The following is a 24527-nucleotide window of genomic DNA, read 5'->3' as shown; positions in this document are numbered from 1 at the left end:
CGTCCGCCTGCTGCGCCGCTTTCTTGGCTTTGACACGCGCCAGGGCGGCAGCCACCGCGGCCTTGCGCGGATCTTCCTCAGTGGTTGCCGGCGTCGTTTCCGCTGGAACAGGGGCGTCCGCCTGCTGCTCTGCTTTTTTGGCTTTGACGCGCGCCAGGGCGGCAGCGACCGCCGCCTTACGCGGATCGTCCTCTGCTACGGCAGGAGCAGTGCCATCTGCGGCCGGCGCTTCTTTGCGTGCTTTCACACGGGCCAGCGCCGCGGCCACGGCGGCTTTGCGCGCGTCGTCGCCGGAAACGGCCGGTGAGGCTTGCTCTGCTTCGGCCGCCAACTGGGCTCGGCGTTCGCGCGCCTGCGCTTTACGCGCTTCGCGGGCGGCGATCATCTCGCTGTTATCCGGCTGCTGGCCGTTGACCGGCGTCACCGCCGCTTCGGTATTTTTGCTGCGCACGCGCGCCAGCGCGGCCTGCACCGCACTCTGATCGTCGTCGGTCAGTTTGACGGCGGCCTTTTTATGCCGCTCTTCGCGTGCCAGCTTCTCGCGCTCCAGGCGCGCGAGCTTGGCTTCGTAACGCGCCTTGGCCTCGGCGGTACGCGCCGCCTCCAGATCGATAGCCTTGATCTCGGCCTTTTCCTGACGGTAGTACTGCACCAGCGGGATGTTGCTGGGGCAGACGAACGCGCAGGCGCCGCATTCGATGCAGTCGAACAGGTTATGGTTGCGCGCCTTGTCGTGCTCTTGTCCGCGGCTGAACCAGTACAGCTGCTGCGGCAGCAGCCCGGCAGGGCAAGCGTCTACGCACAGGCCGCAGCGGATACAGGACTGCTCCGGTTCCTGCGGCGTCATTTCATCGACCGTCGGCGCCAGAATGCAGTTGCTGATCTTGACGATCGGCACGTTCAACGCGGGCAGGGTAAAGCCCATCAGCGGGCCGCCCATGACCACCATCTGCTGCGCCTGCGGGCGGAAACCGGCGAAGTGTAGCAGGTGCTGCACCGGCGTGCCGATGCGCGCCCACAGGTTGCCCGGGCGCTCGATCGCCTCGCCGGTCAGGGTCACTACGCGTTCAATCAGCGGTTCGCCGTCGACGATCGCTCGTTTGATGGCGTAGGCGGTGCCGACGTTTTGCATCAATACGCCGATAGCAGAGGAGTGCTTGCCGTGCGGCACTTCCTTGCCGGTGAGGATCTTGGTCAGCTGCTTGGCGCCGCCGGACGGGTATTTGGTGGGAATAACGCGCAGCCCAATGCCGGACTGGCCACGCAACGCCTGTTTCAGCGCCGCGATCGCTTCCGGTTTGTTGTCTTCGATGCCGATCAGCGTGACCTTGGGTTGCAGAATGTGTTGCAGGATCTGCGTGCCTTCAATGATCTGATCGGCATGTTCCTGCATTAGGCGATCGTCGGCGGTGATGTAAGGCTCGCACTCTGCGGCGTTGAGGATCAGCGTTTCCACGCCGCTCATGCCGCCCTGCAGCTTGCTGGCGGTCGGGAAACCGGCGCCGCCCAGCCCGGCGATGCCGGCCTGATGAATACGTTGAACCAGCTCCGCGGCGGGCGCCTGGCGGTAGTCCGCCACCGGATCGCGCTCGCACCAGCGGTCTTCCCCGTCCGCCTCGATAATCACGCACAGTTCCGTCAGCCCGGAAGGGTGAGCGGTGATATGCGGCGTAATGGTGCTGACGGTGCCCGAGGTTGGGGCGTGTACCGGCACGGTGCGGCCACGGCCGACGGTCAGTGGCTGGCCTTTCAACACCCGATCGCCGGCGTTGACGCACAGCTCGCCTTCGGGCCCCAGATGTTGCTGCAGCGGAATGATAAAGGTCTTGGGCAGGGGAGCGACACGCAGCGGCACACCGCTGGACTGCGTTTTCATTTCCGGTGGATGGATCCCGCCGTCGAAATCCCAGATCCGGTCTTTTTTAAAGGCGGCGAACAGATTAAGCATGTTGCTCCACGTGGATCACTTGCACCGGGATCGTCTTCATGTCCCACTTCCAGTTGGCAGTGGTGGTGGCGACCGGTCTCATTTCAATACAGTCGGTAGGGCAAGGGGCGACGCACAGATCGCAGCCGGTGCAGAGGTCGGTGATGACGGTGTGCATGGCGCGGGTGGCGCCGACGATGGCGTCCACCGGACAGGCCTGAATGCACTTGGTGCAGCCGATGCAGTTGGCCTCGTCGATATAGGCCACCTTACGCTCCGGCTCAGCGGCGGCTTCGCTGCCCAGCGGCTGCGGCTCGACGTTGAGCAGCTCCGCCAGCTTCAGCATCACCTGTTCGCCGCCCGGCGCGCATTTGTTGATCATCTCGCCGTTGGCCACCGCCTCGGCGTAGGGGCGGCAACCGGGGTAGCCGCACTGGCCGCACTGGCTCTGCGGCAGAATCGCGTCGACCTGCTCGGCAACCGGATCCTCTTCCACCTCAAAACGGCGCGCGGCGTAGCCCAGCACCAGTCCGAACAGCAGTCCGAGCGCGCTTAAAGCCGCGATAGCTATCCACAACGCAGTCATTAGAATTTCACCAGCCCGGTAAAGCCCATAAAGGCCAGCGACATCAGCCCGGCGGTGATCAGCGCGATCGAGGAGCCGCGGAACGGCGCCGGCACGTCGGCGACCGCCAGGCGTTCGCGAATGGCGGCGAACAGCACCATGACCAGCGAGAAACCGGCGGCGGCGCTGAAGCCGTAAACGGCGGACTGCAGGAAGTTGTAGCCGAGGTTGACGTTAAGCAACGCTACGCCAAGTACCGCGCAGTTGGTGGTGATCAGCGGCAGGAAGATCCCCAGCAGGCGGTAGAGCGCCGGGCTGGTTTTGCGCACCACCATCTCGGTGAACTGCACGACGACGGCGATCACCAGAATGAAGGAGAGCGTGCGCAGGTACACCAGATCCAGCGGAACCAGAATAAAGGTGTTGATCACCCAGGCGCTGACGGAGGCCAGCGTCATGACGAAGGTAGTGGCCATTCCCATGCCGATGGCGCTTTCCAGCTTCTTGGAAACGCCGAGGAACGGGCACAGGCCAAGAAACTTCACCAGAACGAAGTTGTTCACCAGTACGGTGCCGACAAACAGGAGCAGGTATTCGGTCATTGCGATGCCTAAAAAAATAAAAGCCGCCTATTATCGGGAATCGGCGGCCGGACGACAACATATGAATCGCAGGGGTATTGCCTTTTTTGGTGAAAATTTACACAAACCACCCGATAAAACGTGCTGCAATCGCCTTTAACGTTCGGTAAAGGTGCCTTTGACCCGCTGCGAACGCTTGATGTAAGGCACCAGCAGCGCCGCCATCAGCAGCGGCCAGCCGAGGCTGCGCACCGCCACTTCATCCGGCACCGGCGCGAAGGCAAAGGCTTTCACCGCCAGGATCACCGTGATCAGCAGCCACAGCAAGAACAGCTTGGGGAAGCGCAGCGACCGCCGGCAAAACAAAAGCACCAGCCACAGGGTAAAGCACCACATCAAGAGCGTGGTCAGCACCGAAAAGTACCATTGCAGGGTAAACGCCTGGGCGTTGGTCAGCAGGTAGTCGCGCGATTCGGGCATAAAGATCGCCATGGCGTACAGGAGCAGCATCAAACTGGCGCTGAGCAGGGTGACGATCAGATAGGCCAGCGGGGCCAGCAACCAACCGCCGATACGAGAGTATTCAGCTTGAGACATAAAGGCTTCCTGATTGAAACGGGGATCACAGGCGGCATAGCTTAGCGGGTAATACCGGCTTCGTCATCTCAATCAACCGGATAGCTCGGCATCGCGGCGCGTGGCAGCACGTTTGGCTACTCGACGCCGTATCGAGCCCGCTTTAAATTAACATCTCATTTACTTCTTGTTCCATCCGGCCGCATGGTGTCAAATCGAAAGGTCTGTCGTGAGCCTGCAAGAGGAAATCCCATGGCTGAGAAAATTCGTGTCGGGCTGGTCGGTTACGGCTACGCCGGCAAAACCTTTCATGCGCCGCTGATCGCCGGTACGCCGGGGCTCGAGCTGGCCGCCGTCGCCAGCAGCGATGCCGGCAAAGTGCACGCCGACTGGCCGTCGATGGCGGTGGTGGGTGATGCGCAGGCGCTGTTCGCCGATCCGGCCCTCGATCTGATCGTGATTCCTACCCCCAACGATACCCATTTCCCGCTGGCGCAGCAGGCGCTGGCCGCCGGCAAGCACGTGGTGGTGGATAAACCGTTTACCGTGACATTGTCACAAGCGCAGGTGCTGCAACAGCAGGCGCAGCAGAGCGGGTTGCTGCTGTCGGTATTCCATAACCGCCGCTGGGACAGCGATTTCCTTACCCTGAAAGCGCTGCTGAATGAGGGGGCGCTGGGCGAGGTGGTCTATTTCGAGTCGCATTTCGATCGCTACCGGCCGCAGGTGCGCCAGCGCTGGCGCGAACAAGGCGGCGTCGGCAGCGGCATCTGGTTCGATTTGGGACCGCATTTGCTCGATCAGGCGCTGCAGTTATTCGGCAAGCCCGACCGGCTGTTCGTCGATTTGGGGGAGCTGAGGCCGGGCGCGCAGGCGGTGGACTATTTCCACGCGCTGCTGAGCTATGGCAATCGTCGCGTGGTGCTGCACGCCAGCATGCTGGCGGCGGCGGAGAGCCCGCGCTACGTGGTGCACGGCACCCGCGGCAGCTATGTCAAATACGGCCTGGACCCGCAGGAAGACCGGCTGAAGGCCGGCGAGCGCCTGCCGCAGGCCGACTGGGGCTATGATATGCGCGACGGGGTGGTGACGCTGTCACGTGGCGATCTGCTGGCGGAGCAACCGCTGCTCAACATTCCCGGTAACTACCCGGCATATTACGCCGCGGTGCGCGACGCGATCGCCGGCATCGGCGAAAACCCGGTGCCGGCCGCCGACGCCATTGCGGTGATGGCATTGATCGAACTGGGGCTGGAGTCGGCCCGGCTGCAGCAGGCGCTGCCGGTGGCCTGATACCACCCGTTTCTCCAGTGGCCCGGCGCAGCGTCGGGCCTTTTTACGACTTTACGTGCAAGGAAATCCGTTTCATGTCCTGGTTGCAGCGTTTGCGCATTGATAAATTTTTGTTGGTTCTGATTTTGGTGGTGATCGTCGCCTCGCTGTTCCCCTGCGAAGGCATCTGGAAAACCTTCTTTGAGCACCTGACCACCGCCGCCATCGCGCTGCTGTTCTTTATGCACGGCGCCAAGCTGTCGCGTGAGGCGATCGTCGCCGGCATGAGCCACTGGAAGCTGCATCTGCTGGTGTTCCTCAGCACCTTTGCGCTGTTCCCGCTGCTTGGGCTGGCGATGAACCTGCTGGTGCCGGGCATCATGACGCCGACGGTCTATCTCGGCTTCCTCTACCTGTGCGCGCTGCCGGCCACGGTGCAATCGGCCATCGCCTTTACCTCGGCGGCGGGCGGCAACGTGGCGGCGGCGATCTGCAGCGCCTCGGCGTCGAGCATTCTCGGCGTGTTCCTGTCGCCGCTGCTGGTGGGGGCGTTAATGCATACCCAGGGCGGCAATACCGACGTGCTGCACGCCATCGGTTCAATCATTCTGCAGCTGATGGTGCCGTTCGTAGTCGGTCACCTGGCGCGGCCGCTGATCGGCAAGTGGGTCGATCGCCATCGCAAGCTGATCAACCTGACCGACCGTTCGTCGATCCTGCTGGTGGTGTACACCGCGTTCAGCGCGGCGGTGGTGGAAGGGATTTGGCACCGTATCGACGGCTGGTCGCTGCTGACCATTCTGGTGATGTCGCTGGTGCTGCTGACGGTGGTGCTGGTGATCAACACCTATGCGGCGCGCTGGCTGGGCTTCAATACCGCCGACGAGATCACCATCGTTTTCTGCGGCTCGAAAAAGAGCCTGGCGAACGGCATCCCGATGGCCAACGTGCTGTTCCCGGCTGCGGCGGTGGGCGCCATGGTGCTGCCGCTGATGATTTTTCACCAGGTGCAGCTGATGGTGTGTGCGGTGCTCGCGCAGCGCTATGCGCGTAAAACCGCCAAACAGCGGGCCGAGGCGGAGGCGCTGGTGGCCAAATGACGATGGGCGCGTGACCGCGCCCATAATAAAGAGAGTTAACCCTGAACTTTGGCGCGCAGCGCCTGTTTTTCCTGCTCGCTGAGGAAGGCCAGCTTCAGGCCGTTTTCTTGTGCGGTGCGGATTTCCTCCGGCGTCAGCCCGGCCTGCGGCGCGGCGACGCGGTATTCGTGCTCGATCTCGATGCCCTGAACCGCCGGATCGTCGGTGTTGATCGATGCCAGCACGCCGTGGCGCAGGAAGGTGGCCAGCGGATGCTGCGCCAGCGAAGGCACGGTGCTGGTCTGGATGTTGGAGGTCAGGCAGGATTCGATGCCGATGCCGTGTTCCGCCAGGAAGTCCATCAGTGCCGGATCTTCGACCGCTTTCACCCCGTGACCGATACGCTCGGCGCCCAGCTCGCGGATCGCCTGCCAGATGCTTTCCGGGCCGGCGGCTTCGCCCGCGTGCACGGTGATGCGCAGGCCGGCGTCGCGCGCGCGGTTGAAGTGGTTGAGGAACAGGCTGCCGGGGAAGCCCAGCTCATCGCCCGCCAAATCCAGCGCGGTAATGCCGTCGCGGTGCGCCAGCAACCCTTCCAATTCCTGCAGACAGGCGGCCTCGCCAAAGGTGCGGCTCATGATGCCGATCAGGCGAATGTCGATGTCGCGATCGCGGCAGCCCGAACGGATCCCGTCGATCACCGCTTCCACCACGCCGGCGACCGGCAGCTGGTGCTTCATCGCCATGTAGTAAGGGGAAAAACGCAGCTCGGCGTAGTGCAGGCCGGCGTTGGCGGCGTCTTCGACGTTTTCGTAGGCCACGCGGCGGCAGGCGTCCAGATCACCCAGCACCGCCACGCCCCAGTCCAGTTTTTGCAGGAAGCTGACCAGATCCGGTTCGGCGTGGGTGATCTGCACGTGCGGGCGCAGGCTCTCCAAATCGTTGGCCGGCAGGGCGAGATTGAACTGGCGACCGAGGTCGAGAATGGTCTGCGCGCGGATATTGCCGTCAAGATGGCGGTGAATGTCGGTAAGCGGTAGGCGGGGATCGATCATGCTGGGCACTCGCTAATTTATCGTAGGTAAAGTGCAGAACAGTATAAAAACAAATGAATGAAACTTGCCATCTCGTTGCATAAAAAAGTGACTTGAATCACAAATAATGCGAGGTGTATCGCATTATCGTCGTGAATCAGGCTTTCAACACGCTGACGCCCGCCTGCTGCAACGGCGCGATCAATGCGTCGTCGGTGGCGCGTTCAACGATGATGGTATGCGCCAGCGTAATGTCACCGATCGCATACTGCGAGGCGGCGTTAAGCTTGGCGGCGGAGGCCAGCACCACGGTTTCCGCCGCGCGGGCCGCGAGCGCCCGCTTGATGTAGGCCTCTTCCAGATCGCCGGTGCTCAGCCCCGCGGTGGGGTGCACGCCGGTCACGCCCATAAAATAGATATCGGCGCGAATATGCGACATCGCTTCCACCGCGGCGGCGCCAACGCTGACGATCGAATGCTTGTACAGCCGGCCGCCGATCAGGATCACCTCCACCGTGGGGTGATCGACCAGGCCCACGGCGACGCTGGGGCTGTGGGTGACAATAGTGGCGTTCAGGTTGAGCGGCAGCTGCCGGACCAGTTCTGCAGAGGTGGTGCCACCGTCGATAATCACTACCTGGCCGGGGGCGATCAGCGCCGCTGCGGCTTTGGCGATCGCGCGTTTGGCGCCGGATTCCAACTGATTGCGCTCGGCGAAGCTGGCAATGGCAGAGGAAACCGGCAGGGCGCCGCCATGTACCCGTTGCAGCAACCCCTCGGCGTCGAGTTCGCGCAGATCGCGCCGGACAGTGTCTTCCGACAACCCAAACATTTCGCTGAGCTGCTTGGCCAACACCTGGCCATCCTCGGCCAGTTTTTCCAGGATGATTTTCTTGCGCTGGCTGGTCAACATGGCCATTTTCCTCTCAAATTTGCTTTGCACGAAATACCTTGATCATACACGAAACTGCACGATATTATCAATTTCCTTCCTCTGGCGGAGTAAACCGATGATAGCCACCAAAGACAGGGTTCGCATTGTCGAAACCCGGGTGTTGTCCGATGACTGGTACCTGCTGAAAAAAACCACCTTTGATTTTCTGCGGCGCGACGGCGTTTGGCAGCGACAGAGCCGTGAGACCTACGATCGCGGCGACGGCGCGGTGATTTTGCTGTTCAACCGGCAGGCGCAAACGGTGATCCTGACGCGCCAGTTCCGTTTTCCGGTGTTCGTCAACGGCCATGACGGCATGTTGATTGAGGCTGCCGCCGGGTTGCTGGACAACGCGTCGCCGGAGGCGCGCATCCGCGCCGAAGCGGAAGAGGAAACCGGCTATTTCGTGCAGAACGTGGAAAAGGTGTTCGAAGCCTACATGAGCCCAGGCTCGGTCACCGAGAAGCTGCACTTTTTCGTCGGCGAGTATCAGGCGGGCGATCGCATCAACGAGGGCGGCGGGGTGGCGGCGGAGGGGGAAGATCTGGAAGTGCTCGAGCTGCCGCTGGCGCAAGCCCTGCAGGCGATTCGCCAGGGCACGATCGTTGACGCCAAGACTATCATGCTGCTGCAGTTTGTCGCCTTGAACCGGACGTTGGAGGAAGAACGATGAAAGCCCAACAAATCCTGATCGCCGGCCCCTATCGCAGCGGCACCGATGGCGATCCGCAGCGTATCGCCGCCAATCTGGCGCGCCTGGAACAGGCGGCGCTGGCGGTTTACCTGCGAGGGCACGTGCCGGTGATCGGCGAATGGCTGGCGCTGCCTTTGGCGGCGGCGGCGGGGTCCACTCAGGTTGGCGATGCGGTGAGCGAGACGTTTCTTTACCCGGTGGCCCACCGGCTGATTGCGCAGTGTCAGGCGGTGTATCGCATCGAAGGGGCGTCTGCGGGGGCCGATAACGACGTGCGGCTGGCCAACGAGTGGGGCCTGACGGTCTATCGCCGCCTGGAGGACATTCCGACTGTTCAGGGGTAATCGAGGGGCGGGCGGAGGCTCGCCCCCTCGCGCTATTGCTCGCCCAGCACCAACCGCAATCCGGCGATCAGCTTGTCCATGCCGGCCTCCAGCTTGCTGCGCGGGCAGCCGACGTTGAGGCGCAGGAACCCGCGGCCTTCCTCGCCGTAGGTAAAGCCCGGCATGATCGCCACCTTTTCGCGCTCGATCAGCGCCTGCTGCAGCGCCCGATCGTCAACGGCCAACGGCCGCAGATCGATCCAGGCCAGGTAGGTGGCCTGCGGCGGGCGCCAGCCCAGCGCCGGAAACGCCTGTTCCAACCGCTCGGCGACGTAGGTCAGATTATCCTGCAGATAGTCGCGCAGGGAATCCAACCAGGGTTCGCCGTGGCGATAGGCGGCCACGTGCGCAGCGACCGCCAGCACCGCCGGCGATGAGAGGCCGTCGCGGGCTTTGAGCTGCTGGAAGTAAGCTTCGCGGCTGGCGTCGTCGCTGATGAAGCCGTAGGCACCGGTCAGCGCCGGGATATTGAAACTCTTGGAGCCGGAGGTCAGCAGGGCCCAGCCGCCGGTCGCCACCTGGCTCCACGGCGTATGGCGGTGTTCCCCCCAGACCATGTCCATGTGGATCTCATCGCTGATGACGCGCACGTCGTGGCGCTCGCACAGTTCGGCCATCTGCTGCAGCTCGTCGCGGCGCCACACTTTGCCGGTGGGGTTATGCGGGCTGCACAGCAGCAGGATCTTGGTCTGCGGCCGCGCCAGCAAGGCCTCAAGGTGCGCCATATCGCAGCGCCAGTCGTCGCCGGCCTTGTGCAGCGGGCAGGCCAACAGCTGGCGCTGGTTGGCGAGGATCACTTTGTAGAAGGCGTCGTAGGCCGGAGTATGGGTCACCACGTAGTCGCCCGGTACGGACCATTGGCGGATCAGCTGCGCCGCCATGTAGATAACGGAAGGGCCGTACACCGCCGTTGCGGTGTCGATGGCGGCGTTGAAACGTTGCTGATACCAGTGGCGCAGCGCGCCGAGAAAATCCTCGTGCTGCCAGCGGCTGTAGCCCAGCACGCCGTGCTGCAGGCGCTGCTGCAACGCTTCGAGAATGCACGGCGCGGTGGCGAAATCCATATCGGAGATGGTGAACGGCAGCAGATCGGCGCTGCCGAAGCGATCGGCGATATAGTCCCACTGGGTGCACCAGGTGCCGTGGCGGTCGATCGGGGTGGCGAAATCAAACATGGGTGGCTCCCTGCAGCGCCGCGGCAGGTTGCGCCGTGGCTATCAGTGAGTCTAATTCATCCTTCACCGATTGCACCTGTGGGCCGATCACCACCTGCAGGTTATGCTCGTTGAGATGCACCACGCCGATGGCGCGGTTGGCCTTCAGCGCCGCGTCGTCCACCCGGTTCATGTCATTGAGCGACAGGCGCAGGCGGGTGATGCAGTTGTCCAGCGTGATGATGTTGTCCGGGCCGCCGAGCGCCGCCAAAATTGCCGGCACGTTGTAGCCGGATTTGCCCACCGCGCCGGCCGGCGCGCTCTGGCTGACGGCGCTGTCGCTTTCGCGGCCCGGCGTTTTGATGTTAAAGCGCTGGATGGCGAAGCGGAAAATGGCGTAATAGCCGACAAACCAGACGGCGGCCACCACCGGCACCAGATACCACTTGGTGGCGGTGCCGTGCAGAATGCCGAACACCACGAAGTCGATGATATTGCCGTCGGTGTTGCCGATGGTCACGCCCAGCAGCGCCATCACGGTAAAGCCCAACCCGGTGAGCAGCGCGTGGATCAGGTAGAGGAACGGCGCGACGAACAGGAACAGGAACTCGATCGGCTCGGTGGTGCCGCCAACCACGCAGGCCACCACGCCGGAAATCAACAGCCCTTTGATTTTATGGCGGTTCTCAGGTTTGGCACAGTGATACATCGCCAGCGCCGCGCCCGGCAGCCCGCCGAGGAACGCCGGCATTTTACCCTGCGACAGGAAGCGGGTAGCGCTTTCGGCGAAGCCGGTAGTGGTCGGGCAGGAGAGCTGCGCCTGGAAGATGGTCAGGGCGCCGCTGACGCTGTGGCCGCACACTTCCATGGTGCCGCCCGCCTCGGTAAAGCGGATCAGCGCCACCAGAATGTGCTGCAGGCCGAACGGCAGCAGCAAGCGTTCGCCGGTGCCGAACAGCATCGGGCCAAAGGCGCCGGCGCTGTTGATCACCCAGCCCAGCCCGGTGATGCCGGCGGCGAACCACGGCCAGATCAGCGGGATCACCAGGCCGCACAGGCCCAGCACCACGGTGGTGACGATCGGCACGAAGCGCGTGCCGCCGAAGAACGCCAGCGCGTCCGGCAGGCGGATGGTGTGGAAGCGTTCATGCAGGCGATAGACGATGATGCCGACGATCACCGCGCCGAGGATGCCGGTATCGATCGACTGAATCCCGAGAATGTTCTGGATATTGTTGGCTTTCAGCACCAGCGGATCGCCGGTGGGCAGCACGCCGGCGGCGGTCAGGTAGAAATTGGTGCCCAGATTCAGCACGGCGAAGCCGACGAAGCCGGAGAAGGCGGCGACGCCCTTGTTTTCGCGCGCCATGCCCAGCGGAATGGCGATGGCGAACATCACCGGCAGGAAGCTGAAGGCGAAGGAACCTACCTTGCTCATCCAGGTAAAGATCAGCTGGAAGATCGGGTGGCCGATAAACGGCATCAGGGTGATCACGTCGCGGCTGCTCAGCGAGCTGCCGATCCCCAGCATGATGCCGCAGAAAGAGAGCAAGGCGACGGGCAACATGAAGGTTTTGCCCAGGCTCTGGAAGAACTCCCAGAGGGTGATTTTTGGTTTGTTGGCTGCTGACATAACCGACTTCTCCTGGCGAAAAGACGAGCAAAAAGGGGACTTCTGATTAGGTAAAAAGAAGATAAAACGTTTTACCTAGCAAAAATGCGCCACCAATCACAAATCTGCCGCCCGGTTTCTGGCGACAATGCGGCAGGCAGTAAAACGTTTTACTGAGCTAACGGATTCGGTATACCCTTGATCATTACGGCGGGTTGCCCAGGAACGGGTTCGCAGAGACTATGAGCATCAAAAAAATCACCATCACCGATGTGGCGCAGCAGGCGGGCGTGTCGGTCACCACGGTTTCCCTGGTGTTGAGCGGCAAGGGGCGCATTTCGCCGACCACCGTCGAGAAGGTCAATCAGGCGATAGAGCAGCTGGGCTATGTACGCAATCGCCAGGCGGCGACGCTGCGCGGCGGGGAGTCCGGGGTGATTGGCCTTATTCTGCGCGACATCTGCGAACCCTTCTATGCCGAAATGACCGCTGGGCTGAGCGAAGCGCTGGAGGCGCACGACAAGCTGCTGTTTTTGACGCAGAGCGGGCGCGACGGCCAGGGCCTGCAGCGGGCGTTTGACGCGCTGCTGGCGCAGGGCGTCGACGGCATCGTGCTGGCGGGCGGGATTCGCGCGGCGGCGGGCCTGAAGGAAAAGGCGGCCGAGCAGGGCGTACCGCTGGTCTGCGTGGCGCGCTCCAGCGGCCTTGATGGCGTGGACGTGGTGCGGCCGGACAACATGCAGGCCGCCAAGCTGGCCACCGAATTTCTGATCAAGCGCGGCCACAGCCAAATCGCCTACCTTGGCGGCCAGAGCGACTCATTGACACGCGCCGAGCGGCTGGGCGGCTTTTGCGCCACCCTGGTGCAGTACGGCCTGCCGTTTCGCAGCGAATGGATCGTCGAGTGCGATTGCCGGCAGCGCGAGGCGGCGGAAGCGGCGGAACAACTGCTGCGCCATTACCCGAACATTACCGCCATCGTCTGCCACAAGGCGTCGGTGGCGCTCGGCGCCTATTTTGGCCTGGCGCGCAGCGGCCGCAGCATCGGTTCGGACGGGGTAGACGCCTACTACGGGCGGCAGGTGGCGCTGATCGGCTTCGGCGACGTGCCGGAGGCCGAACTGACCGAGCCGCCGCTGACCTTCGTCTCCAGCTCGGCGCGGGAAGTGGGGCGCAACGCCGCCGCGCGCCTGCTGCAGCGCATCGGTGACGCCGACCTGCCGGCGCAGAACGTCATTCTGCCGCCGACGCTGATCCGGCGCGGTTCCGCCTAGCCCTGCCGCTGTTCCTCTTCCGCCTCCCGGCGGATCCAGCCGATAAAGGTTTTCATCGCCGGCGTCAGATCCCGCGATTTCAAATGGGTCAGCCAATAGGCGCCGAGCGCGGCCTCGGCGGCAAACGGCCGCTGCAGCGCGCCGGCGGCCAGTTCGCGGCGGAACATGCTGACCGGCGCCAGCGCCACGCCGTCGCACTGGATCGCGCCTTCCACCATCAGCCTTGACGAGTCGAACACCGGGCCGTTGATCCGCCACGGCGTCACCTGTGCCGCCGCGAACCACTGCTCCCATTCATCCTTGCGGTAGGTGCGCATCAGCTGCTCGTGCTGCAGATCCTGCGGCGTGCGCAGGCGCGCGGCGACCGCCGGCGGGCAGAGCACCGTCAGCGGCGCGTCGAACAGCTTGATATTGCAGGTGGCGGGCCAGAGCCCTTCGCCGAAGCGGATGGCGAAATCCATGCCGTCGGCCGACAGATTGACCAGGTTGTTGTGGGTGAGCACCCGCAGATCGATAAACGGATGCGCCGTGCTGAACGCCGCCAGCCGCGGCATCAGCCAGCCGACGGCGAAGGTGCCGACCACCGCCACCGTCAGAACCTCGTGGAAATGCCCGCCTTCGAACTGCTGCAGCACTGCCTCGATACGGTCGAAGGCGTCGCTCAACACCGGCAGCAGCGCCTGGCCCTCTTCGGTCAGATCCAGCCCGCGCGGCAGGCGGCGGAACAGCTGAATGCCCAGCTGTTCTTCCAGCATGCGCACCTGCTGGCTGACGGCGGCCTGGGTGACGCGCAGCTCCAGACCGGCGCGGGTGAAGTTCAGGTGACGAGCGGAGGATTCGAACGCCCGCAGGGCGTTGAGGGGAAGTCGATTGCGCATTGTCGATAGCCATAAGTTTTTCTTTATGCTGGCTGAAATTATTATCGCTTGTCAACCCGGCGGCAAAATCCGATATTTGGCGCGGCTGCTCAGAGTGTCACGGCAGCCGTAAAGGAATGACATCATCAATCAGGGAAAGCGCCGTATATAACGCCAATAAAAACTTTTGGCCGCGGCCGATGCCCTGCAACCTAAGAGCTTCTATCATGACGAAAATGAACCGCCTGGCGGCCGCGCTGATCGCCGCACTGATCCTGCCGACCGCGCACGCCGCACAGCAGCAGGATATCGACGCCGTTATTCAGCCGCTGATGAAAAAATACGGCGTGCCGGGCATGGCGATCGCCGTGTCGGTCGACGGCAAACAGCAGATTTACCCGTACGGCGTCGCCTCGAAGCAGACCGGTAAACCGATCACCGAGCAGACGCTGTTTGAAGTGGGCTCGCTGAGTAAGACCTTCACCGCGACGCTGGCGGTCTATGCGCAGCAGCAGGGCAAACTGTCGTTTAAAGACCCGGCCAGCCACTACCTGCCCGAGCTGCGCGGCAGCGCCTTCGACGGCGTCAGCCTGCTGAATCTGGCGACGCATACCTCCGGCCTGCCGCTGTTCGTGCCGGACGACGTGACCAACAACGCCCAACTGATGGCCTACTACCGGGCCTGGCAGCCGAAACACCCGGCGGGCAGCTACCGCGTCTATTCCAACCTCGGCATCGGCATGCTGGGCATGATCGCCGCCAAGAGCCTCGGCCAGCCGTTTATCCAGGCGATGGAACAGGGGATGCTGCCGGCGTTGGGCATGAGCCACACCTACGTGCAGGTGCCGGCGGCGCAGATGGCCAACTATGCGCAGGGTTACAGCAAGGACGATAAGCCGGTGCGGGTCAACCCCGGCCCGCTGGACGCCGAGTCTTACGGCATCAAGTCCAACGCCCGCGATCTGATTCGCTATCTGGACGCCAACCTGCAGCAGGTGAAGGTAGCGCAGCCGTGGCGCGACGCGCTGGCCGCGACGCACGTCGGTTATTACAAGGCGGGCGCGTTCACGCAGGATCTGATGTGGGAGAACTACCCGTATCCGGTGCAACTGTCGCGTTTGATTGAAGGCAACAACGCCGGGATGATCATGAACGGCACGCCGGCCACTGCCATCACGCCGCCGCAGCCGGAATTGCGCGCCGGCTGGTATAACAAAACCGGCTCCACCGGCGGTTTCTCCACCTACGCGGTATTTATCCCGGCGAAGAATATCGCCGTGGTGATGCTGGCCAACAAGTGGTTCCCGAACGACGATCGCGTCGAAGCGGCTTACCACATCATCCAGGCGCTGGAGAAGCGCTGACGGTCAGGGGCGCCGGCGGGGCGCCCCTACCACCGGTGCTGCCGTTCACGCCGCTCGCGCATGAAATCGATAAAGGCGCGCAGCTTGAGCGGCAGATGCTTGCCGGCGGGAAAGTAGATGAAAAAGCCCGACGCTTCGCTGGCGTAACCCGGCAGCACTTCCACCAGTTGCCCTTGCGCCAGCTCCTGCAATACCGTGCCCTGAAAACGCTGTGCGATACCCAGGCCCGCCAACGCCGCATCTTTGATCAGCCGATCTTCGTTAAAAATCAAACTGCCGCTGACGTCCAGCGCGCGTTCATCGTCGCCCAGGCTAAAATACCAGGGTTCCAGTTTGCCGCTGCCGGGGAAACGGTAGCGCAGGCAGTGGTGAGCAGGCAGATCGTCCGGCGTGGCCGGAACGCCGCAACGCGCCAGATAGTCGGGCGAGGCGACCAGCACCCGGCGCTGGCCGTTGTCGATCGGCACGGCGATCATGTCTTTTTGCAGCATGGCGTGCATGCGAATGCCGGCATCGAAACTGCCCAGCACCAGATCGGAAAAGCGGTCTTCGGTAAACAGTTCCAGCTGCACGTCGGGATAGCGCCGTTGAAATTCCGCCAGGTGCGGCATTACCAGCAGCGAGGCGGCCAGCTGCGGCAGCGTGATGCGCAGCAGGCCCGCCGGGTGTGCGCCCAGGGCGCGCACGTCGTCCGCCGCCACGTCGATCTGGCTCATCGCCGGCGACACCTTCTGATAGAACAACCGGCCCTCATCGCTGAGGCGCACCGAGCGGCTGGTGCGGTGAAATAGCCGCACTCCCAGCTGATTCTCCAGCGCCTGAATGTTTTGTGACACCGCCGGCGGCGTGACGCCGAGCTGGCTGGCCGCGCGGGTAAAGTTGCCCAGGCGTGCGACGGCTTCGAAATAGGGCAGCAGCTGCAGGAGTGAACTCATCTATCAATAACCTATGCTTAATGATTCATTAAATTATGCCTTATTTTAATTTATGACGAACGTTTTAGACTGATTTTACTTTCCATCAGCGAGATGAAAATCATGTCGGCAGAACAACGGGCGTTAACAGAACGGATCGCGGCGATCGATCAACAGGCGATGGCCGAAGGGCGCATCGTGGGCAGCGTGGTGCTGGTGGCGCGGCAGGGCGAGATTTGCTACGCCGGGGCGGCCGGCTATGCCGATCGTGAAGTGCGGCGGCCGATGCGGCGAGAAACGCAGTTCCGGCTGTCGTCGGTCTCCAAACCCTACACCACGCTGGCGGCGCTGCGCCTGATCGAACAGGGCAAGCTGAGCCTGGACGACGCGGTCAGCGAGTGGCTGCCGTGGTTTACTCCGGCGCTCGCCGACGGCCGGCGCCCGGCGATCAAGATTCGTCATTTGCTGAGCCATACCGCTGGGCTGGACTATCGGCTGAACCAGCCGCCGACGGGCGTTTACCACCAGTTGGGGATCCAGGACGGCGTGGAGCTGTCGACGCTGACGCTGGAGCAAAACCTGCGGCTGTTGGCGCAGGCGCCGTTGCTGTCGGCGCCGGGGGAACGCTTCAATTATTCTCTGGCGCTCGACGTGCTTGGCGCGGTGCTGGAACGGGTGACGGGCATGCCGCTGCCGCAGCTGTTTGTCGAATGGGTGGCGCGGCCGCTGGGGCTCGGCAATACCGCGTTCCATGCGACGGACGCCGCGAACCTGGCGACGCCGTATTACAACACCCCGCAAGGGCCGCAGCGCATGCCGGAAGGCCTGCGGGTGGCGCTGCCGGAGGGGATGGCGGGGGGCGAAGTGCTGTTTTCACCGATGCGGGCGCTCAACGCCGGGGCCTATCCTTCCGGCGGCGCGGGCATGGTCGGCGATGCCGACGACGTGCTGAAGCTGGTGGAGGCATTACGCAGCGGCGGGCAGGGTATTTTGCAGCCGGACACGGTGGCGTTGCTGCGCAGCCCGCACGTGGGCGCGCAGGCGCAAACGCAAGGGCCAGGCTGGGGATTCGGTTTTGGCGGGGCGCTGCTGGTGGACGCAGAAGCGGCGCAGACGCCGCAGCAGGCCGGCACGCTGACCTGGGGCGGGGTTTACGGCCACAGCTGGTTCTTTGATCCACAGGCGCAGCTGAGCGTGGTGATACTGACCAACACCGCGTTTGAGGGCATGTGCGGCCGCTATCCACAGCAGATTCGCGATGCGGTTTACGCGGCGTAAATAAAAAGGGCCCCGCAGGGGGCCCTTGATCAGGCTTTCAAACGCTTACTGCGCCGGTGCCGGAGCAGGCTGTGCATCCTGCGCCGGTTCACCGTCTTCCGCCGGGGCGCCCAGCAGGCCGAACTGGCCGATGAACTCCTGCAGCGACATTTTGTTGCCGTTCAGGTCAACCTGGTTGTCGGCATAGTGGAACGTGCTCGCGATCACGCCGTCTTTCTGGGTGGTCAGTTTGAACATCTGGCCCATGGCCGCCAGGCCCTGTACTTGCTGCTGCGCCAGTTTCTGCGCGTCTTCCTCATTGTAACCCTGCAACAGCGCGGTTTTCGCGGTCACTTCGGTGGCCATCGCTTCCGGAATGGTCAGGTTGATATCCAGCTTTTTAACCGCCTGCGCGATCAGCTGATCCGGCGATTGTGCCGGGGAGGCGGCCTTGCTCGGATCGGTCAGCGCCAGATCCAGCGTGAAGGTGCTCTCGCCCTTGCTGTTTTTCCAGCTCAGCGGTGCGATGCTGAGGCTCGGGTTGCCTTTCAGCAGCAGCGGCAGGTTCTTTTGCAGCAGTTCGGCGTTTTGCTGCTCATACACGGCCGGATCCAGGTTCTCGCCCTGTTGCAGCAGCGCCATGGTCTGGCGGTTGTAGCTGTCGGCGAAGTCTTTCAGCGCTTTGCCGTCGACGTTGTCGATTTTCAGCGCCAGCTTGCCGGCGCCGAAGTCGTTGCCCTGCACCTTGAGCGCGTCCATGGTGTAGTCGATCTGGCCGCCGATGTTGCTGCTGCCTTGCTCGCCGAACTTGCTCACCAGGTTGAAACCGTCCAACGCCACGGTATCTTTACCGTCGATCGTCAGTTTGAACTGCTTCAGCGTCATCGTCTGATCGCCGAGCTTCACGCCGAACTTGCTCTCGTTGCTGTTGCCTTTCAGGTTGAAGCCCTGGAAGGTGATCTGCTCGTTTTGACCGAATTCGTTCGGGCTGGCGAACACGATATTGTCGCTATTGGCATCCAGCACGAATTTTTTCAGATCGCTGGACACGTCGGCGTTAATGGTAGCGCCGCTGAATTTCAGCGAAGACTTATCTTTTTGGTAGTCCAGCGGGATGATGTCGATGGCAGACGAGGTGTCCCCGCTGTAAGAGATGCGCGAATCGGCGGTAAACAGCGATTTGCCTTTGGTGGTGTCAAACAGACCTTTCACCGCCGGGGTATTTTCCAGCTCGGTATGCACCGACGCCATGCTCGGCAGCAGATTGAATTTTTTCAGCTGGGCGAAGGGGAACGGGCCGTGATCGATGGTTTCCAGGAACGCCACTTCTTCACCGGTTTTCAGCGCCGCGTTTTCACTGGTATCCGTGCCGTCGGAACGCAGCACATAACGCACTTTACTGCTGAACAGGCCGCGCTGGTAATTTTCATAGCTCAGCTTCACGCCGGCTTTCGGCAGGTAAGCTTTCAGCTGGCCGTTGGCGTTGTCGACGACTTCGCCCATGTGCTGCTCGATCTGTTTCCCGGTGTACCAGGATGCCCCGGTCCATGCTGCGCCAAGAATCACAATGACGCTGACAGCGACTAACGATTTTTTCATAGCTCTGTTTCATCCTTTTTTCTTATCACCCTCCGTTGCGCGGGAGGGGCAAATAGGGGCCGACAAAAAACGCCCGCAGGCGTTTAATTGTGGGGGTAGCTCTCGCTTTCAGCAAGCAATTTGCTGAAATTTATCAACGGTTAGGCCAGCTGGTTATAAACCCTGGCGATGCGGCCGCTGCCGCTGACATTGACCGGGGATTCGAAAGCCCCGATAAAGCAGGATTCGCCCGGCTTGAGCGTCAGGCGCTGCCCTGATTTTTCCAGCGTCGCTTCGCCGGCGACGCAGAACACGATGGCCGCGCTTCGCTGCGCCAGCGCCTGCGGCGCGGCGGTCAAATCGTGCAGCGAGAAGGCGAAATCCTCCACCGGGATCGGGAAGAACAGCGCGTTGCCGCGTTGCTCCGGCTGGGTGAGCAGGCCGGACGCCGGCTGCGGGCGGAACTGCAGGTTGGCCAGCAGCTCAGGCACGTCGATGAATTTCGGCGTCAGGCCCGCGCGCAGCACGTTATCCGAGTTGGCCATCACCTCCAGCGCCACCCCTTTCAGGTAGGCGTGCGGCGTTTCCGCGTACAGGAACATCGCCTCGCCCGGCGCGAGCTGCACCACGTTCAGCAGCAGCGGTGAGAACAGGCCGCTGTCATCCGGATAAAAGCCGGCGATAAAACGCACGGTATCCCAGGGCTCGCCCTGCTGATTGTTGAGCGCGGCCTTCAACACGCCAAGCGCCAGCGACTTTTGCTCGCCGCTCATGGTCAACAGGCTGGCGAACAGGGTGGACAGATGCGCGGTGTCCGGCTGCTGCAGGAAGGCGGCGATGTCGTGGTGCGCGCCGGCGATCGGTTGCAGCAGGGAAACGATATCGGCCAGTTCGCGAAAGCCGTTCATCGCCAGGAACGGCGTCAGGGCGAACACCAGTTCGGGCTTGTGATTGGGGTCTTTGTAATTGCGTTCGGCGGCGCTCAGCGGGATGCCGGCGGCGTTCTCTTTCGCGAAGCCGATCTCGGCCGCCGCTTTGCTCGGGTGGACCTGGATCGACAGCGGTTGATCGGCGCACAGCACTTTAAACAGGAACGGCAACTCGCCAAAGCGGCTGGCGACGTCGGCGCCCAGTTGCTTTGGCAGGTCTTCATCGATTAGCTCGCGCAGCGAACGCAGTGCGCCATCGGCGCCCGGCACGCGGGAAGGGCTCTTGGGATGGGCGCCCATCCACAGTTCGGCCATCGGCTGATTATCGGGGTTGGCGATACCGTAAAGACGGGTCAGCGCATCGTGGCTGCCCCAGGCGTAATTCTGTACCGCATTGGTCATTTTTTGCATGTCGATAAACGTCCTTCTGCGTCATTGCCGCACTGCATAGCAATAACTCATTGATTTTATAAGATTAACTTAATCTATGCCGACGACCATCATACGCCCGCGTCGGCGGGAAAAATCATGGGCGCGATCAAAATAACGCCGGATAACGTCGCGCCCGGCAACGGGCCAAAGTATAACGTGATAACGATCGGCGCCTCAAATGGCGCACAGGGCCTCAAGGCGGCCGTCAAAAGCCGCCAATCGATTATTCTTTGGTACAGCGGGGTTATTGCCGATAGCCCCGGCATCTTGCCTCATTATTTATTTTTCAGCATGTCAAACTATGTCGGCTGAATTTATTTTTTACCGTCTGAGCCATTCCCTTATTATTATTTTCGCGCTGCGCTGGGCGTTCACACGCCGAGCTTAAACCGGCGCGCCAGACCCCTTTACCGTAACGGCTAACGAGTCGATTTAACGAAACCAGAGGTCTGCTGCATGAAAAAATTGTTGTTGCTGTTGGGGCTTTGCACCGGCGCAGCCCAGGCGGCGGTGATTGTCACCTATCCTTACGCCGCGCACCGTAGTGATCGCGCCGGCGCCGATCGTTGTTGCACCCGCGCCGGTAGCGGTTCCCGCCGCGATCGCGCCCGTGGCCCATCCGCTGGCGCTCACCGCCGGCGCGGCGGCGGCCGGGGCCTATCGCCATCATGAACGGCAGGACGCCTACGACGAAATCAATCATCTGCAGCAGCAGCGTATCGATGAGCTTAATCAGTTACAGGCCCAGCGCATCAATAATTTTAATTCGCGTCATCCGCGTTAATCGTTACCCACGCTTTTATTCTCCGGGGCATGCCCGGCCGTTTATTTCGGCGCGGGTTAACCGGCGGCAAATAACCGCGTCATGAAGGAGTAAAAGAGATGAAACGTGCTGTGAGATAACTCTCTTAATGCGAATAGTTATTATGTCACTATACTGGGAGTGCATGCCGACGGGGGGTAGCGCGTCGGCCTAACCCTACAATTTTAGGAATTATGCTAAGGAGACAATGATGGCAGGCGTTCGTATCGAAAAAGACTCTATGGGCCCCATCGAAGTACCGGCCGACAAGCTGTGGGGCGCGCAAACCCAGCGTTCGTTGGCGCATTTCCGCATTTCCTCCGAAAAGATGCCGACCGCGCTGATCCACGCGCTGGCGTTGACCAAGCGCGCCGCTGCGCAGGTGAACGTGGATCTGGGGCTGCTGCCGGCCGAGCGGGGCGCCGCCATCATCAACGCCGCCGACGAAGTGCTGGCGGACAGCCATGCCGACCAGTTCCCGCTGTCCATCTGGCAAACCGGTTCCGGCACCCAGACCAACATGAACATGAACGAAGTGTTGGCCAACCGCGCCAGCGAGCTGCTGGGCGGCGTGCGCGGTGAAGAGCGCAAGGTGCACCCGAACGACGACGTCAATAAGAGCCAGAGCTCCAACGACGTGTTTCCCACCGCGATGCACGTGGCGGCGGTGATTGCGCTGCGCGAGCACCTGATCCCCGAGCTGAAAGTGCTGCACAAGACGCTGAGCGACAAGGCCGAAGCCTACCGCGATATCGTCAAAATCGGCCGCACCCACCTGCAGGACGCCACGCCGCTGACCCTGGGGCAGGAGATCTCCGGCTGGGCGGCGATGCTGGCGCACAACCTGAAGCACATCGAAGACAGTATCCCGCACATTGCCGAGCTGGCGCTGGGCGGCACGGCGGTCGGCACCGGCCTGAACACCCATCCGGAGTACGCGGTGCGCGTGGCTAAAGCGCTGGCGGAGTTGACCCATCAGCCGTTCGTCACCGCCCCGAACAAGTTCGAAGCGCTGGCGACCTGCGACGCGCTGGTGCAAGGGCATGGCGCGCTGAAAGGGCTGGCGGCTTCGCTGATGAAGATCGCCAACGACGTGCGCTGGCTGGCGTCCGGCCCGCGCTGCGGCATCGGCGAGATTTCGCTCCCGGAGAACGAACCGGGCAGCTCCATCATGCCGGGCAAGGTCAACCCGACCCAGTGCGAGGCGATGACCATGCTGTGCGCCCAGGTGCTGGGCAATGACGTGGCGGTGAACATCGGCGGCGCTTCCGGCAACTTCGAGCTGAACGTGTTCCGCCCGATGGTGATCCACAACTACCTGCAGTCGATTCGCCTGCTGGCCGACGGCATGCAGGGCTTCAACGAGCACTGCGCGGTGGGCATCGAACCGAACCGCGATCGCATCACCCAGCTGCTGAACGAATCGCTGATGCTGGTGACGGCGCTCAATACCCACATCGGCTACGACAAGGCGGCGGAAATCGCCAAGAAAGCGCACAAGGAGGGGCTGACGCTGAAAGCCGCGGCGCTGAAGCTCGGCTACCTGACCGAAGCGCAGTTCGACGAGTGGGTGCGGCCGGAAGCGATGGTCGGCAGCATGCAGAAATAATCACGTCATGTTTAAACGGGGCGCGTTTGCGCCCCGTCTTTTCAAGCCAATCTCTCCAGCACCGACAACAGCGCCTGCGGCTCCGGCCGCCGGGTGTAATCGGCGTGCGCTTCAGCATAGGCGATACGGCCATCGCGGGCGATGATGAACCGCGCCGGCAGCGGCAGCGTCCAGCTATCATCCTGGTTGAACTGCGCCAGATCGAGGCCGAGCCGCTGTTGATACAGGGCGATCAGCGCGTCCGGCAGGCGGTAACGCAGGCCGAATTGGGCCGCCAGACGGTTGCCGGCATCGCTGAGCAGCGCAAAGGTGAGATCGTGATCGCGCATGGCCTGGCGGTTATGCACCGCGCTCTGCGGCGAAACGGCCACGAGCTGCGCGCCGTACTGCGTGATGGCGGGCAATGTGGCCTGCAGGGCCTGTAGATCGAGCGTACAGTAGGGGCACCAGATCCCGCGATAGAAACTGACGACCAGCGGGCCCTTTGCCAACAACGCCGCGGAAGAACATGACCGGCTTTCGCTGTCCGACAGGGTAAAGCCGGGCGCGGCGTCGCCGACCTTCAGGGCGCGTTCGGCGATGCCGGCAGCGATCTGCGTTTGGATCGCCTTACGCATCAGCGCGTGCTCTTGTTCTGTGAGTGTGAACGGCAGTTGGCCGGATTCGAACTCCGCTTTGAAGGCATCGAGTTTGTCTTGCAGTGTCATGCGTTCTCCTGACGGGAATGAGGGTTACGCTCATCTTGCCCATTCCTGAATGGCGCGTGTAGACTGCAATAAATGCTAACCGTTATTCCATTAAGGAATGCTATGGGCAAGTTTGCCGATTACGAAACCTATGCCTGCGTTTACGAGAGCGGTTCCTTTACCGCAGCGGCGCGGCGGCTGCACGTGGGGCAGCCGGCGGTCTCGAAAGCGGTGGCGCGGCTGGAACAGCAGCTCGGCACACGCCTGATGCTGCGCTCGACCCACGGCCTGCAGCCGACGGATGCGGGGCAGCAGCTGTATCAACGCACCCGACGTATCCTGAACGCGCTGGCGGAGACGGAAGCGCTGGTGCAGAACGCCGGCGAAACGCTGAGCGGCCGGCTGCGGGTCGCCTCGGCAGCGGTGTTCGCCCGCATCGTTCCCTTGCCTGATTTGACGGCGTTTATGCGCGCCAACCCGCGTTTGAGCGTCGATCTGCTGCTGGATGACGGCAACCTGTCGTTGATTGAAGAGGGCATCGATATTGCCCTGTGTATCGGCGAGCTGGAGGATTCCGGCTTTACCGCCCGCAAACTGGGTGAGGTAAAGCAATGTGTGATCGGCACGCCCGGCTATTTTGCCGCCGCCGGCATGCCGCAGCGGCCGGAAGATCTGTTGCAGCACGAGATGGTGATTTACCACCGCCGTGGCGGCGGCGAGCACTGGCGCTTCAGCCGCGAAGGAGAACAGCGCGCGCTGCGGCTGCCGGGGCGCATGCGGGTCAATGCGGCGGAGTGCGTGCGCGAACTGGTGTTGGCGGGATTCGGACCCACTATCGCCAGCGAAGGCATGTTCCGCAGCGAGCTGCAAAGCGGGGCGGCGATCGCGGCATTAGCGGACTGGCAGCTGCCGCCGCTGGCGCTGTGGGCGGTGTTCCCCGGCGGTCATTTCGTCTCGGCTAAGGCGCGGGCTTTTGCCGACTTTGTCCAAACCGCGTTATGCAGTGAGCCGTGA

General features: G+C 62.5%; 24 protein-coding genes. 11 read left to right on the top strand and 13 right to left on the bottom strand.

Annotated elements, in window-relative coordinates; genetic code table 11:
* The 4 genes from rsxC to HMPREF3138_RS12445 form a co-directional block, all read right to left on the bottom strand.
* A partial coding sequence (rsxC, locus tag HMPREF3138_RS12460; RefSeq protein WP_038884645.1) for an electron transport complex subunit RsxC occupies positions 1–1948 on the bottom strand: 1948 nt, incomplete at its 3' end.
* On the bottom strand, positions 1941–2513 hold the full coding sequence (gene rsxB, locus HMPREF3138_RS12455) for an electron transport complex subunit RsxB (RefSeq protein ID WP_004938428.1): 573 nt from the start codon (positions 2511–2513) through the stop codon (positions 1941–1943). The genes rsxB and rsxC, both read right to left, overlap by 8 nt.
* Positions 2513–3094, bottom strand: a complete 582-nt coding sequence (gene rsxA, locus HMPREF3138_RS12450; RefSeq protein WP_004938443.1) for an electron transport complex subunit RsxA — start codon at positions 3092–3094, stop codon at positions 2513–2515. Before rsxA ends, rsxB begins: the two co-directional genes overlap by 1 nt.
* Before the next feature lie 135 nt (positions 3095–3229).
* Positions 3230–3670, bottom strand: coding sequence for a DUF2569 domain-containing protein (locus tag HMPREF3138_RS12445; protein ID WP_038873882.1), 441 nt, complete (start codon positions 3668–3670; stop codon positions 3230–3232).
* 231 nt (positions 3671–3901) lie between these two features.
* On the opposite strand from HMPREF3138_RS12445, the gene HMPREF3138_RS12440 reads away from it, so the two are divergent.
* Positions 3902–4942, top strand: a complete 1041-nt coding sequence (locus HMPREF3138_RS12440) for an oxidoreductase (protein ID WP_038873884.1) — start codon at positions 3902–3904, stop codon at positions 4940–4942.
* Between the two features lie 74 nt (positions 4943–5016).
* Complete coding sequence (locus HMPREF3138_RS12435) at positions 5017–6021, top strand: bile acid:sodium symporter family protein (protein WP_038873888.1); 1005 nt, start codon at positions 5017–5019, stop codon at positions 6019–6021.
* A gap of 35 nt (positions 6022–6056) precedes the next feature.
* On the opposite strand, the gene add is transcribed toward HMPREF3138_RS12435, so the two are convergent.
* Together add and HMPREF3138_RS12425 are read right to left on the bottom strand one after the other, a co-directional pair.
* Positions 6057–7055, bottom strand: a complete 999-nt coding sequence (add, locus tag HMPREF3138_RS12430; RefSeq protein WP_019455941.1) for an adenosine deaminase — start codon at positions 7053–7055, stop codon at positions 6057–6059.
* A gap of 136 nt (positions 7056–7191) precedes the next feature.
* A complete protein-coding gene (locus tag HMPREF3138_RS12425) occupies positions 7192–7947 on the bottom strand; it encodes a DeoR/GlpR family DNA-binding transcription regulator (RefSeq protein WP_038873891.1) in 756 nt (251 codons plus the stop codon).
* 97 nt (positions 7948–8044) lie between these two features.
* Between HMPREF3138_RS12425 and HMPREF3138_RS12420 the strand changes: the two genes are divergently transcribed.
* Positions 8045–8641: an NUDIX hydrolase gene (locus HMPREF3138_RS12420; RefSeq protein WP_038873894.1), complete on the top strand. Its 597-nt coding sequence runs from the start codon at positions 8045–8047 to the stop codon at positions 8639–8641.
* A complete protein-coding gene (locus HMPREF3138_RS12415; RefSeq protein ID WP_038873897.1) occupies positions 8638–9006 on the top strand; it encodes a hypothetical protein in 369 nt (122 codons plus the stop codon). The genes HMPREF3138_RS12420 and HMPREF3138_RS12415 overlap by 4 nt, the downstream gene beginning before the upstream one ends.
* A gap of 32 nt (positions 9007–9038) precedes the next feature.
* Here HMPREF3138_RS12415 and HMPREF3138_RS12410 read toward each other — a convergent pair whose 3' ends face one another.
* Both HMPREF3138_RS12410 and malX read right to left on the bottom strand, forming a co-directional pair.
* Positions 9039–10220 (bottom strand): MalY/PatB family protein, encoded by a 1182-nt coding sequence (locus HMPREF3138_RS12410; RefSeq protein WP_038873899.1) that lies wholly within the window; start codon positions 10218–10220, stop codon positions 9039–9041.
* Positions 10213–11832, bottom strand: coding sequence for a maltose/glucose-specific PTS transporter subunit IIBC (gene malX, locus HMPREF3138_RS12405; protein ID WP_038873901.1), 1620 nt, complete (start codon positions 11830–11832; stop codon positions 10213–10215). The genes HMPREF3138_RS12410 and malX overlap by 8 nt, the downstream gene beginning before the upstream one ends.
* A 221-nt stretch (positions 11833–12053) precedes the next feature.
* Here malX and HMPREF3138_RS12400 point away from each other — a divergent pair, with 221 nt between their 5' ends.
* Complete coding sequence (locus HMPREF3138_RS12400) at positions 12054–13085, top strand: Mal regulon transcriptional regulator MalI (protein ID WP_038873903.1); 1032 nt, start codon at positions 12054–12056, stop codon at positions 13083–13085.
* Here HMPREF3138_RS12400 and HMPREF3138_RS12395 read toward each other — a convergent pair.
* Positions 13082–13963 carry a LysR family transcriptional regulator gene (locus HMPREF3138_RS12395; RefSeq protein ID WP_038873905.1) on the bottom strand — a complete coding sequence of 294 codons (882 nt, stop codon included), beginning with the start codon at positions 13961–13963 and terminating at the stop codon, positions 13082–13084. The genes HMPREF3138_RS12400 and HMPREF3138_RS12395 overlap by 4 nt on opposite strands.
* Positions 13964–14169: 206 nt before the next feature.
* Between HMPREF3138_RS12395 and blaSRT the strand changes: the two genes are divergently transcribed.
* Positions 14170–15306: an SRT/SST family class C beta-lactamase gene (gene blaSRT, locus HMPREF3138_RS12390; RefSeq protein ID WP_038873908.1), complete on the top strand. Its 1137-nt coding sequence runs from the start codon at positions 14170–14172 to the stop codon at positions 15304–15306.
* 26 nt (positions 15307–15332) lie between these two features.
* On the opposite strand, the gene HMPREF3138_RS12385 is transcribed toward blaSRT, so the two are convergent.
* Positions 15333–16241, bottom strand: a complete 909-nt coding sequence (locus HMPREF3138_RS12385) for a LysR family transcriptional regulator (RefSeq protein ID WP_038873910.1) — start codon at positions 16239–16241, stop codon at positions 15333–15335.
* A gap of 102 nt (positions 16242–16343) precedes the next feature.
* Here HMPREF3138_RS12385 and HMPREF3138_RS12380 point away from each other — a divergent pair, with 102 nt between their 5' ends.
* On the top strand, positions 16344–17498 hold the full coding sequence (locus tag HMPREF3138_RS12380; protein WP_038874003.1) for a serine hydrolase domain-containing protein: 1155 nt from the start codon (positions 16344–16346) through the stop codon (positions 17496–17498).
* A gap of 45 nt (positions 17499–17543) precedes the next feature.
* On the opposite strand, the gene HMPREF3138_RS12375 is transcribed toward HMPREF3138_RS12380, so the two are convergent.
* Positions 17544–19076, bottom strand: a complete 1533-nt coding sequence (locus tag HMPREF3138_RS12375; protein ID WP_038873912.1) for a YdgA family protein — start codon at positions 19074–19076, stop codon at positions 17544–17546.
* 140 nt (positions 19077–19216) lie between these two features.
* A complete protein-coding gene (manA, locus tag HMPREF3138_RS12370) occupies positions 19217–20395 on the bottom strand; it encodes a mannose-6-phosphate isomerase (RefSeq protein ID WP_038873915.1) in 1179 nt (392 codons plus the stop codon).
* 117 nt (positions 20396–20512) lie between these two features.
* Between manA and HMPREF3138_RS12365 the strand changes: the two genes are divergently transcribed.
* The 3 genes from HMPREF3138_RS12365 (at position 20513) to fumC (ending at position 22827) form a co-directional block, all read left to right on the top strand.
* Positions 20513–20728, top strand: a complete 216-nt coding sequence (locus HMPREF3138_RS12365; RefSeq protein ID WP_038873918.1) for a hypothetical protein — start codon at positions 20513–20515, stop codon at positions 20726–20728.
* A 202-nt stretch (positions 20729–20930) separates the two neighbouring features.
* Complete coding sequence (locus tag HMPREF3138_RS12360) at positions 20931–21200, top strand: hypothetical protein (RefSeq protein WP_223294926.1); 270 nt, start codon at positions 20931–20933, stop codon at positions 21198–21200.
* Between the two features lie 229 nt (positions 21201–21429).
* Positions 21430–22827 (top strand): class II fumarate hydratase, encoded by a 1398-nt coding sequence (gene fumC / locus HMPREF3138_RS12355; protein WP_038873919.1) that lies wholly within the window; start codon positions 21430–21432, stop codon positions 22825–22827.
* Between the two features lie 41 nt (positions 22828–22868).
* Here the strand turns inward: fumC and HMPREF3138_RS12350 are convergent, their stop codons facing one another.
* Positions 22869–23534 (bottom strand): peroxiredoxin-like family protein, encoded by a 666-nt coding sequence (locus tag HMPREF3138_RS12350; RefSeq protein WP_038873920.1) that lies wholly within the window; start codon positions 23532–23534, stop codon positions 22869–22871.
* Between the two features lie 102 nt (positions 23535–23636).
* Here HMPREF3138_RS12350 and HMPREF3138_RS12345 point away from each other — a divergent pair, with 102 nt between their 5' ends.
* Positions 23637–24527, top strand: coding sequence for a LysR family transcriptional regulator (locus tag HMPREF3138_RS12345; protein ID WP_038873922.1), 891 nt, complete (start codon positions 23637–23639; stop codon positions 24525–24527).

Origin of the sequence: Serratia sp. HMSC15F11, from assembly GCF_001808215.1 — a bacterium.
GTDB lineage: Bacteria > Pseudomonadota > Gammaproteobacteria > Enterobacterales > Enterobacteriaceae > Serratia > Serratia nevei.
The sequence above is the reverse complement of the archived record's forward strand: the minus strand, read 5'-3'. Positions and strand labels throughout refer to the sequence as shown.